The organism is Selenomonas sp. WCT3, assembly GCA_900100835.1.
In the GTDB taxonomy this organism is placed as follows: Bacteria; Bacillota; Negativicutes; order Selenomonadales; family Selenomonadaceae; genus Selenomonas_A; species Selenomonas_A ruminantium_E.
Map to the genome: position 1 here is coordinate 25,766 of FNCM01000015.1, position 11,718 is coordinate 37,483.

Below are 11,718 nucleotides of genomic sequence, written 5' to 3' on the forward strand. Positions count from 1 at the left end.
AGGATTTTTAACGGGTGAAATGGATATATGCAAATGGAGCAGATGCGGCAGTCTTTGGTGCTGGCAGTGGATGGCAGAGAAGAGGACCGCACAAAGTTAAGGAATGTGTTAGCCTCCCGTGTTAATTTCTTTGGTGTGGCGGCTGGCAGCGCTGGATTGGCGTATGTGGAGCAGAAGCGGCCGGACTTGGTGCTTTTAGCCGATGAATTGCCGGATATGGATGGGTTTGAGGTGCTAAGGCGCATCCGCGAGGATGAACGGTTCAAGGACATTCCGGTTATCATGATGACGATGGACCAGAGTCAGAAGGCCGAGGCCGCCAGCATTATGGCTGGGGCCTTTGAGATTGTGCGCAAGCCCTTTGTGCCCATCATTGTGGTGAAAAAGGTGGAGCAGGTCCTGGAGTTGGAATACCTGCACCGTCATTTGCGCAGTGAAGTCAGACGCCAGACCCATCTGGCGGAAGAGCGGTTGGCGTCGAGCCAAAGGCTGTTTGAGGAAACGGTTATGGCCCTGGCGAAAACCATTGATGCCAAGGATGCCTATACCCGTGGTCATTCCCAGCGGGTGGGGCGCTATTCCCGCCACATCGCCTATAAGTTGGGATGGACAGAAGAAGAGCAGCAGAAGCTTTATTTTATGGGACTGCTTCATGACATCGGCAAGATTGGTGTGCCGGAGGCAATCATCAACAAGCCAGACCGGCTTACCGATGAAGAGTATGATCGGATAAAGGAACATACGGTTATCGGGTCAGAAATTCTGGAGCTGGTGGCGGAGTTCCCAGAACTTACCATTGGGGCGCGGTCTCATCATGAACGATTTGACGGAACAGGGTATCCGGATGGCAAGAAGGGGAAGGAGATTCCCATTTATGCCCGCATCATTGCGGTGGCCGATGCCTATGATGCTATGACGTCTAAACGCAGTTACCGCGACATCTTGCCGCAGAATGTGGTTCGGGCAGAAATCGCCAAAGGGCGCAATTCCCAGTTTGACCCGGAATTTGCCGATGTGATGCTGCAGATTATCGATGAAGATGAAGACTATATGCTGCACGAGCGCTAATTGCTAAAAAATTGTATGGGATAAAACCCGCTGATTCGCAAGATCGGCGGGTTTTTCTTGCGTTATGGAACGGAATGAGTTAATATACCTATAGGGGGTATATTAACAGAGTGATTAGGAGAGAGAAAATGAGCGAAGCGAAAACTATGCCCTGCGGCTGCTGTGGCGGCATAAAGCATAAATTTCGGGATAAAGATGGTGAGGAATACAAGTGTCTGGTGCGCCGGCTGAACCGGATTGAAGGGCAGATACGCGGTATCCACAAAATGGTGGATGAGGATCGCTACTGTGTCGATATCCTGACCCAGGTCAGCGCGGTGCAGTCGGCACTGAATGCGTTTACCAAGGAGCTTTTAAGTCAGCATATCCATAGCTGTGTGGTGGAGGACATCCGCGCAGGCAATGACGAAGTGGTGGAGGAACTTTGCGGTCTCTTGCAAAAAGTCATGAAATAATGGATGGCCGGCTCCGGTAAGGAAGGAGAACGGTGTGAGGAAAGAAAAATTCAATGTAACGGGTATGACCTGTTCAGCCTGCTCGGCTCGGGTGCAAAAAGCCGTGGAAGGTTTGGCGGGGACACAGGACGTATCGGTCAATCTGTTGACCAATAGCATGCAGCTTCAATATGATGAACAGGTGGTCGATGCGGCAGCAGTGATTGCGGCGGTGGAAAAGGCCGGCTATGGAGCGTCGGTCAAAGGTGCCCCGGCAAGAGCGGCGTCGGAAACGGAGCCGGAACGAATCGGCGATCGGCAGATACGAGAGCTCCGCCAGCGGCTTTCGTGGTCGCTGCTATTCCTGCTGCCCCTTATGTATGTGGTGATGCAGAACCATTTAGGGGCTTTGGTGCCTGCAGGGCTTCGGGAGGTGCTGGCTGGACCGGAAAATGCTGTGGTATTTGCCTTTGTCCAGTTTTTGCTGGTACTGCCGATTATGCTGCTGAACCGTAAATTTTATATCGGCGGCTTCCGGGCACTTATTCAGGGGGCGCCCAATATGGATACCCTGGTGGGAATGGGCTCTATGGTCTCAGCCCTGTTCGGCGTGGTGGGGATTTTCCGTATCGGCTGGGGAATGGGCCATGGCGATTGGGCGTTGGTGTCATCGTATAGCCAGAATCTGTATTTTGAATCGGCGGGCATGATTGTCACGTTGATTACGGTAGGAAAATATCTGGAGAGCCGGGCCAAGGGGAAGACCAGCCGCGCCTTGGAACAGCTGATGGAACTTGCGCCGAAACAGGCAACTGTGCTGCGGGAGGGCAAAGAGGTGGTTATCGCCGCCGATTCTCTGCAGGTGGGGGATACCGTGGTGGTTCGCCCTGGCGAACGCATTCCTGCCGATGGGGTCATCACCTGGGGCACGACCAGCGTCGATGAAGCGGCTATTTCCGGGGAAAGTATCCCGGTGGAAAAGGGAATCGGCGATGGTGTGACTTCTGCCACCATCAACAAGAATGGCTTTATCCGTTTTAAGGCAGAACGGGTAGGGGAGGATTCTACCATCAGCCGGATTATCCGCTTGGTGGATGAGGCTAGCGCCAGCAAGGCCCCCATTGCTCGTTTGGCCGATAAGATTGCCGGTGTTTTCGTCCCCGTGGTCATGGCGATTGCTGTCAGTGCTGGGGCGATCTGGCTCATGGCTGGAGCGGATGTGGAATTCGCATTTTCTATTGCGATTTCGATTCTCGTCATTTCCTGTCCCTGTGCACTGGGGCTCGCTACGCCCGTGGCGGTTATGGTGGGAATTGGCAAGGGGGCGGAAAATGGTATCCTGATTAAATCCGGTGAAGCCTTGGAAACTGCCCATCGCATCGATACGGTAGTGATGGACAAGACGGGAACCATCACCGAGGGGCGGCCTGAGGTGGTGTCGGTGCAGCCCTTCGGCGTGTCAGAAACAGAACTCATCGCGGCGGCGGCTGGGCTGGAAGCAGGCAGTGAACATCCGCTGGCAGAAGCGATTATGGCTTATGCCAGGAAGCGGCAAATCGAGCCACTTCTCATGACGGATTTTGCGGCGGTCTTCGGCCGTGGTGTACGCGGACAGGCAGCTGGCAGCAAATGGCTGGCGGGAAATCAACGCTTCCTGCAAGAACAGCAGTTGGAAACCGCCGCGTATCAAGAATGGTTGGATACTTTGGCCGATGAAGGCGTTACTCCGTTGCTGGTAGCTTGTGAAAAGCAGGTGGTGGGCATTTTTGGTGTGGCCGACAGGGAAAAGGCCACCAGCGGACAAGCCGTTCGCGAGTTTGTTGCTATGGGCCTGGATGTGGTTATGCTCACGGGGGATAATGAACGAACGGCCGAGGCGATACGCCGCCGGCTAAATATTCCCCATGTTATCGCCGGGGTCCTGCCGGAAGATAAGGCAATGCATATCGAGGCGCTGCAAAAAGCCGGCCATCGGGTGGCCATGATTGGCGATGGCATCAACGATGCGCCGGCGCTTTCTCGGGCGGACTTGGGAATCGCGATTGGTGCGGGAACCGATATTGCCCTGGAAAGTGCCGATGCAGTGCTGGTGAAAAATGATCTGCTAGATGCCGTACAGGCAATACGGCTGTCGAAGGCGGTTATGCGCAATATCAAGGAGAATCTGTTCTGGGCATTTTTCTACAATGTGCTCTGTATTCCGCTGGCTGCCGGTGTATTGTTCCCTTCGTTGGGAATTAAATTGTCCCCGATGGTGGGGGCTGCCGCTATGAGTATGTCGAGCATTTGTGTCTGTCTCAATGCCCTGCGGCTTCGGTTGGTTTCAATGGATAAGGCCCCACAGTTATCTGGTGGCGGCGTTGTTAGGAATAAGGAGGTTTTAACTATGGAAAAGACGTTGAAAATTGAAGGTATGATGTGCAAGCATTGCCAGAAACATGTGACGGATGCACTTTCTAACATGGATGGTGTAACCGAGGTGGAGGTCAATCTGGAAAAGGGAACGGCGGCCGTCAAGATGAGCCGTGAGATTCCGGATGGGGAATTTCAGCAGGTTATCGAGGAAGCTGGGTACGAATTGATCCTTTGATACCCGAGGAAAAAGAAGCAGTTTTGATAGCTGCTTCTTTTTTTATGAATTTTTAGGATGAATATGTTACAATAAACAGAAATGAATGAATCCTTAATTTTCGGAAGGTGGTTGCCATTATGAAAAAACATATCTTAGCATTTTGCCTTGCCTGCCTGGTAGCAATGTCCGCCAATGTGTTTGCTGCTACGCCAGAAGCGGAGACCCTGTCGGTGGAGCAGCAGGGGGCTCAGAAGTGGATGGAAACGATGCTGGTTAAGGCAGACTATAAGACGGCTTTGTCCCAGCTGGGAGAAGAAGGTCAAAAGGCTTTGACCGAGAAGCAGATGAAGGAAAAGCAGCAGGAAATTCTCAAGAATCTGGGTAAAATGCAGAAATACCAGTTTAATGCCTGGATTCGTTTGGGGAAATATGACCGCATAGTCTATGCGGCCCAGTTTGAGAAGTATCCGCTGGTTCAGTGCGATATTATCACCAACCAGAAGGGGCAGGTTATTGATTTCGGTCTGTCGCCGATTCAGCAGCAGAAGCAGGATGCTGGCGCAGACAAAGACAAAAAGAAAAACAAGAAATAATCCGCAGGATAGGAGCCGGCAGCATAGCTGCTGGCTTTTCTAATTTTTGATACACTGTTATAATAGAAATTAGAGTATCAGAATGGAGGAATATGGATGAAACGCAGTGAGCGTATCTATCAATATATCCGGGAGAAATCGGCATTATATACGAAAGAGCAGTTAAAGGGCCAGGTGGGGCTGGACGCTCAGGAGATTGCCGGTGCCCTGGATATTTTGCGCAACAATGTGTCAAAAGAATTAAACGAGCTGCATCGCCAGGGGAAAATCGTCAAATTTTCCGGCCGTCCTGTCCGTTATTTCGATCGGGAGATCTTGGAGGGATTGCTGGATACGGACTTAGGGGCTGGCAACTGTCAGTTTCAGGATATTGAGGAGTGCCGAAAGCTCAGTGGGGTGGAAGATGAGGAAATCAATCCCTTTGAACACCTGATTGGTGCGGAACGCAGTCTTAAACGGCAGGTGGAGCAGGCCAAGGCGGCAATCCTTTACCCGCCAGATGGCTTGCATACGCTGATTGTCGGTCAGACTGGTGTCGGCAAGACGCTGTTTGCCCATATGATGTTCGCCTATGGCAAGACGATGCATCGCTTTGCTGAGGATGCACCCTTTGTGACGTTCAACTGCGCTGATTATTACAACAACCCGCAATTGTTGATATCCCATGTGTTTGGCCATATCAAAGGGGCCTTCACCGGAGCGGATACCGCCAAAGCTGGTCTTGTGGAAGAGGCTGATGGTGGCGTATTGTTCCTGGACGAGATTCATCGCCTGCCGCCGGAAGGACAGGAAATGATCTTTTATTTCATGGATACGGGAACCTTCAATCGTCTGGGGGAGACGACCCGCAGCCGCCGGGCCAAGGTGCTCATCATCGGCGCTACGACGGAGGACCCGAATTCGGCGCTGACGCGCACCTTTGTGCGTCGTATCCCCAATATCATCACCATTCGGCCCTTGGCGGAGCGGACCTTGGAGGAAAAGCTGGACATCTTAAAGCTGTTGTTCATGGATGAAGCCCGGCGCGTCAAAAAACCGGTCCGCATCAGTGTCGAGTCGGTGAAGGCCTTGATTGGAAGTATTGGCAGTGGCAACGTGGGCCAGCTGAAGTCGAATATCAAACTGCTCTGTGCCCAGGCCTTTTTGAATGGCATCGATAATCCCAACTATATTGAAGTGGATTTTAAGATGCTGCCCTCAAATGTCAAAGATGGTTTGCTTACCTTGTCGGCTAATCGGCAGGCCCTTACTGAGCTGACGAAATACGTCAGTGAGCCACTGGTGGTATCGCCGCCAGGTGGGAATTTCCAGCTGGAAGGAGCCGGCGGCAACGAAGGTGGCTTCAATCTGTATCAGGTGGTAGAGGATAAAGTAGCCCTGCTAAAGGGTGAGGGCATCAGCGATGAGCTCATTAAGCAGATTGTCGCTACGGATGTCAACGTATACGTCAAAGACCTTTATAACAAGAAGCATTCCGTCAATATGACCACCCGGGAACGTTTGCTGAAAATCGTGGATGAGGCTCTGGTGGATTTTTCGGAACAGGTATCGCTCTACGTGCAGAAACGCATGAACCGCAGCTATCGGGATCGCTTCCTTTATGCCTTTAGCCTGCATCTTTCGGCGTTCCTCAAGCGGGTGAAGTCCAAAGAGTCGATACCCTATACGGAAATCGAAGGGGCTGTTCCCCAGGATTCCCAGTGTGTGCAGGTGGCCGGGGAAATTGGCGAAATGATTGAAAAGCACTACCACCTAAAAGTTCCCCGCAACGAAATCGAGTATATCGCCCTGCTGCTGGAATCCTCCGATGATGACGATTTGGATGAGAAGGTAACGATATTGGTGGCAACCCATGGCAAGAGTACGGCCAGTTCCATGGTGGATGTGGCCCAGAAGCTGTTCAGTTCCACCGATATCAATATCATTGCAGTGGACATGCCGCTGGAAATCAAACCCCAGGAGATATTCGACAAGACAGCGGCGATGCTCCGAACTATGAATTGCGCAAACGGCGTGCTGATTTTGGCCGATATGGGTTCCCTTTGCAACATCGGTGCGATGCTGTCGGAAAAGCTGAAAATTCCCGTCCGTACGCTGGACATGGTATCTACGCCGCTGATTTTGGAAGCCATGCGCAAGGTGGATATTGCCGGTATGGATTTGGACAGCATCTATGATTCGCTGCGGAACTTCAAAGGTTACGAAGCAGTGGATTCTGCTGATGGGGCCCAGCCAAACGAAAACAGTCAGGAAGCCATTGTGACGATTTGTTCCACCGGGCAGGGAGCAGCCTTGAAGCTCAAAGCATTGGTGGAAGACATCCTGCGCCATGCTGGACGGGCCGTGGAGGTCATCCCCATTGGGCTGGTACACATGGAAGAGCGCATTGAAGAAATCAGTCAGGCTTACCATATTGTAGCTGCGGTGGGCATGAAGAAGCCAAAGGCGAAGATTCCCTTCATCCCCTTAGAACAGCTTATTGACGGAACCGGGGAACAGCTGCTTTCCGAGTTGGTTCTAGATCGCAAGATCGATATGGTTCCCAAACGGAGAGGGAGTATGGTGGTACAGAAGCTTTGTGAGGAATCCTTGCAGAAGTTTTTGACCTATCTGAATCCCGCTAAGGTCATGGGAGGTTTGCTGGAGTTTGACCGTTTGCTGGAAAAAGAATTGGGAGTAAAATTGTCGAACCCTGTACGCATCCGTTTGTTGGTTCATTGCGGCTGTGCGCTGGAGCGTATCGTTACCCGCAGTTCCCTGGTTTATAAAGGGGATAAACTTGAAGTCGATACACAAAAGCTGGAGGCGCTAAAAAAAGCAGCCAGAGTATTCGATGAGACACTAAAACTCCGATTCGATGAAGATGAGTTTTATTTCATGGCAAATATGATATAAGTCAATAAAAAATAAGATGATATGATACACTATGATGACGTTTGTCATCATAGTGTATTTTATTTGTGGATATTTTATTTTCTGACAGTATCAAAGTGTATTGGAAAATGGGAAACAGTGTATCAAAAGTGTATTAAAAGTATCAAAGAGAAAAAAGTTTTATGAAAAACCCCTGTAAGACAGGGCGTAAAAAGATTTTTTTGGATTAATACACAAAGTTGGCACGCTCCTTGCAATATATATGGGCGTAAGGCAAAATAAGCCAAAAACATTCAGAGACAGCCGGATGGTTATAAGAGAATGTGTAGTATAAGGAGGAAGTTTCCATGTTTGGTATTATTGTTGGAACACACGGTATTTTCGCCCAGGAACTTTTGAAGTCCTGCGAAATGATTTGCGGCGAGCAGAAAAATGTTCGTGCGGTAACGTTGATTCCAGGTGAGGGTCCGGACGATGTGGTCAAGAAATACGAGGCGGCTATTGCCGAGCTCGATTGCGACGGCGGCGTCCTGTTCCTGAACGACCTGTTCGGCGGCAGCCCGTACAACGCAGCCTGCCGTCTGGTCATCGGCAATGAGAATTACGGCATCGTAACTGGCGTAAATCTGCCGATGCTCATCGAGATGTGCAGTGCTCAGATGATGGATGATGGTTCGGATATCAAGGCTTTAATGGAGAAAGCAGTTGAGGCCGGCAAGAACGGCACTCAGACTTTCCATGCCAGCCAGATTTCCGATGATGAAGAGGAGGATTTATAATGAATATCGTATTAGCAAGAATTGATGACCGTCTGATTCATGGCCAGGTTGCCACGGTTTGGTCGAAGGTAACGGGCTGCCAGCGCATCATCGTCTGCGATGATGAGGTCGCTAAAGACACGATTCGCGCAACGCTTCTGAAACAGGTTGCTCCGGCTGGTATCAAATCCCATGTCGTTGATCTGGATAAAGCTATCCGCGTTTATGAAAATCCGAAATATGAGAACGAGAAATGTCTGCTGCTGTTCACGAACCCGACCAGCGTTCTGTATCTGGTTGAGCATGGTGTTGACATCAAGAGCGTCAACATCGGCGGCATGAGCTTCAAGGAAGGCAAACACCAGATTACGGGTGCTGTTTCCGTTGATGACAAGGACATCGAGTCCTTCAAGAAACTCAACGAGAAAGGCATCGAGCTGGAAATCCGTAAAGTCGATACGGATAAGAAAGTTATGCTGATGGATGTCCTGAAATAAGGATATTCTTCATAGAAAGGGAAGAAGCTGTATGGGGCGGCTTCTTTCCTGGGGAATTTCATATTACATAATGGAGGGAATAAACAATGAGCTCTATTCAAATCCTGCTTATCTTTATCTTTGCGACAATCGCAGGCATGGGGTCCTGCTTGGACGAGATGCAGACCCATCGTCCGCTGATTGCCTGCACAGTCACTGGCCTTATTCTTGGTGATATGACGACTGGTATTATCATCGGTGGTACCCTTGAAATGATGGCACTGGGCTGGATGAACATCGGTGCTGCAATTGCACCGGATGCAGCTTTGGCTTCGGTTATTTCGACGATTCTCGTTATTGCCAGCCATCAGGATGTGGCAACTGGTATTGCAATTGCCATGCCGCTGGCTGCTGCTGGCCAGGTTCTGGCTATCATTTGTAAGACGGTTTCCGTTGTGTTCCAGCACAAAGCAGACGATTACGCAGAAGAGGGGAATCTTTTTGGTATCGATCTGTGCAACTATGGTGCTTTGATCCTTCAGGGTCTCCGCGTTGGTATCCCGGCTCTGCTCGTCGCTATGACGGTTGGCACGGGTGCTGTTGAGAATATGCTCAGTGCTATTCCGCCGGTTATCTCCGGTGGTCTTCAGGTCGCTGGCGGCTTCATCGTTGTCGTAGGTTATGCAATGGTCATCAACATGATGGGCGCTCAGTACCTCATGCCGTTCTTCTTCCTCGGTTTCGTTGTCGCAGCGTTCACGAACTTCAACCTCGTTGCTCTCGGTGTTATCGGCTTGGTAGCCGCTGTTGTCTACATCCAGCTGAACCCGAAATATCAGGCAGTAGCCGCAGCTCCGGCAGCCGCAGCAGCTTCCAGCTCTGACGACGATCTTGACGACGAACTTGACTAAGCGCGAGTAGAGGAGGATATACATAATGGAAAAGAAAATTACTTCCAGCGATTTTTTCTGGACATTCGTCCGTTCTAACTTCCTGCAGGCATCCTGGAACATGGAGCGTATGCAGGGCCTGGGTTACTGCTTCGGCATGGTACCAATCCTTCGCCGTCTCTATGAGGGCGAGGAGCTCAAAAAGGCAATCAAACGTCACCTCGAGTTCTATAACACGCAGCCATTCGTAACGGCACCGATTATCGGTATCACGGCGGCTCTTGAGGAGAAAAAAGCTAACGGTGCACCAATTGAAGACGGTGTTATCAACGGTATCAAAGTCGGTATGATGGGCCCGCTGGCTGGTGTCGGTGACCCGATTTTCTGGGGCACGCTCCGTCCGATTACGGCAGCTCTTGGTGCTTCGTTTGCGCTGACGGGCAGCATCATCGGCCCGATCCTGTTCTTCGTTCTGTTCAATGCTATTCGCCTGGCAGTTCGCTGGTACGGTATCAAATACGGCTATGCCAAAGGTACGGATATCGTCAAAGATATCGCTGGCAACAAGCTCCAGAAGATTACGGAAGGTGCTTCCATCCTCGGTCTGTTTGTCATGGGTGCTCTCGTTAACAAATGGACGTCGGTCAACATCCCCGTTGTCGTTTCGGAAATCACGAACGCCAAAGGCGAGCATGTAGTTACGACGGTTCAGGGTATCCTCGACCAGCTCATGCCGGGTCTTGTTCCGCTGCTCATGACCTTTGCCTGCATGGCACTTCTCAAACGCAAAGTCAGTGCTATCACGATTATTTTCGGTCTGTTCGCAGTTGGTATCATCTGCTATGCCCTCGGCATCATGAACGTAAAATAAAACATCGTTACAAAATTGGGAAAGGAGCTGATTTTCGGCTCCTTTTTCTTATGAAATACTTTACTTTTATGGCTGAGTTTCGTAAAATAAGGTAGTATGGTTTGATAATAAATATTTATTAGTTTTTCATAGTTTTATAGGAGAGATGTTTCCATGATTAAAAAAGCAATTGCGGTAATGACGTCCGGCGGCGACAGCCCGGGAATGAACGCAGCTGCCCGTGCAGTTGTCCGTACGGCCCTGTACGAAGGGATTGAGGTCTATGGTATCAACAACGGTTATCAGGGTATGGTCGATGACGACATCGTTCAGCTCACGAGCCGCAGTGTCAGTGACCTTATCCAGCGTGGTGGCACGTTCCTGGGAACGGCCCGCTGCATGGAGTTCAAGACGCCGGAAGGCCGTAAGAAGGGCTTTGATAACTTGGTAAAACGCGGCATCGAGGGTCTTGTAATCATCGGTGGCGACGGCAGCCTTACGGGCGGCAGCCTGCTCTCCAAGGAAACGGGCCTGCCCATTGTCGGCCTGCCGGGTACCATCGATAACGATGTCTGGGGCATGGATTACACGATTGGCTGTGATACGGCTGCCAATACGATTGTCGATGCCATCAACAAGCTGCGCGATACGGCTTCGGCTCATCGCCGCATCATGCTCGTTGAGGTAATGGGCCGTAACTCCGGCTGGCTGGCTATGATGGCTGGTATCGCTGGCGGTGCTGAGTATGTCCTGGTACCGGAGGTTAAATACGACCTGGATGAGATGTGCCATGAGCTCAAAGCTATGTATGACGCAGGTAAGCGCTACAGCATCATTGTCGTGGCAGAAGGTGCTGGTTCGGCTGTTGGCCTTGGCAAAGTCGTCGAAGAGAAGACGGGCATTGATACCCGCGTGTCGGTTCTTGGACACATTCAGCGTGGGGGATCCCCGACGGTGGAAGATCGCATGAAGGCTTCGATGCTGGGTGAGAAGGCAGCCTTGGCTATCATCTCTGGTGCAACCAATATTGTCTTTGGCTTCAACGAAGGTAAAGTCGTTGGCGTAAACCTGTTTGACGCAGTAAACAACAAAAAGACGCTGGATCCGGAGCTGGTTCGTCTGGCCCGCGTTTTGGCATAATCAGAACGATTAAAAAGTCCCACTGGAAACAGTGGGACTTTTTTAGAGAAGGGAATCAAAAAT

Annotated in this window: 10 protein-coding genes; all 10 read left to right on the forward strand. The window is 50.9% G+C overall.

All coding sequences use genetic code 11. The annotated features are described in order from the left end of the window. The first annotated feature begins 27 nt into the window (after positions 1 to 27). The 10 genes from BLQ36_RS11360 (at position 28) to pfkA (ending at position 11,655) form a co-directional block, all read left to right on the forward strand. Complete coding sequence (locus tag BLQ36_RS11360; protein ID WP_074515701.1) at positions 28 to 1,068, forward strand: HD domain-containing phosphohydrolase; 1,041 nt, start codon at positions 28 to 30, stop codon at positions 1,066 to 1,068. Between the two features lie 146 nt (positions 1,069 to 1,214). Further along, positions 1,215 to 1,523 carry a metal-sensing transcriptional repressor gene (locus BLQ36_RS11365; RefSeq protein ID WP_143558760.1) on the forward strand — a complete coding sequence of 103 codons (309 nt, stop codon included), beginning with the start codon at positions 1,215 to 1,217 and terminating at the stop codon, positions 1,521 to 1,523. Positions 1,524 to 1,557: 34 nt separating this feature from the next. Then, complete coding sequence (locus BLQ36_RS11370) at positions 1,558 to 4,092, forward strand: heavy metal translocating P-type ATPase (RefSeq protein ID WP_074515703.1); 2,535 nt, start codon at positions 1,558 to 1,560, stop codon at positions 4,090 to 4,092. A 119-nt stretch (positions 4,093 to 4,211) separates the two neighbouring features. After that, positions 4,212 to 4,667, forward strand: coding sequence for a hypothetical protein (locus tag BLQ36_RS11375; protein WP_074515704.1), 456 nt, complete (start codon positions 4,212 to 4,214; stop codon positions 4,665 to 4,667). Between the two features lie 96 nt (positions 4,668 to 4,763). Next, positions 4,764 to 7,562 (forward strand): sigma-54-dependent transcriptional regulator, encoded by a 2,799-nt coding sequence (locus tag BLQ36_RS11380; RefSeq protein WP_074515705.1) that lies wholly within the window; start codon positions 4,764 to 4,766, stop codon positions 7,560 to 7,562. 326 nt (positions 7,563 to 7,888) lie between these two features. Next, positions 7,889 to 8,320: a PTS sugar transporter subunit IIA gene (locus tag BLQ36_RS11385; RefSeq protein WP_074515706.1), complete on the forward strand. Its 432-nt coding sequence runs from the start codon at positions 7,889 to 7,891 to the stop codon at positions 8,318 to 8,320. Continuing rightward, on the forward strand, positions 8,320 to 8,796 hold the full coding sequence (locus BLQ36_RS11390; RefSeq protein WP_033170958.1) for a mannose/fructose/sorbose PTS transporter subunit IIB: 477 nt from the start codon (positions 8,320 to 8,322) through the stop codon (positions 8,794 to 8,796). The genes BLQ36_RS11385 and BLQ36_RS11390 overlap by 1 nt, the downstream gene beginning before the upstream one ends. An 86-nt stretch (positions 8,797 to 8,882) precedes the next feature. Continuing rightward, positions 8,883 to 9,686 (forward strand): PTS mannose/fructose/sorbose transporter subunit IIC, encoded by an 804-nt coding sequence (locus tag BLQ36_RS11395; RefSeq protein ID WP_074515707.1) that lies wholly within the window; start codon positions 8,883 to 8,885, stop codon positions 9,684 to 9,686. 25 nt (positions 9,687 to 9,711) lie between these two features. Continuing rightward, the gene (manZ, locus tag BLQ36_RS11400; RefSeq protein WP_074515708.1) at positions 9,712 to 10,536 is read left to right on the forward strand and encodes a PTS mannose transporter subunit IID; all 825 of its coding nucleotides are present in this window, start codon (positions 9,712 to 9,714) and stop codon (positions 10,534 to 10,536) included. A gap of 153 nt (positions 10,537 to 10,689) precedes the next feature. Further along, complete coding sequence (pfkA, locus tag BLQ36_RS11405; protein ID WP_033170955.1) at positions 10,690 to 11,655, forward strand: 6-phosphofructokinase; 966 nt, start codon at positions 10,690 to 10,692, stop codon at positions 11,653 to 11,655. Positions 11,656 to 11,718: the final 63 nt, after the last annotated feature.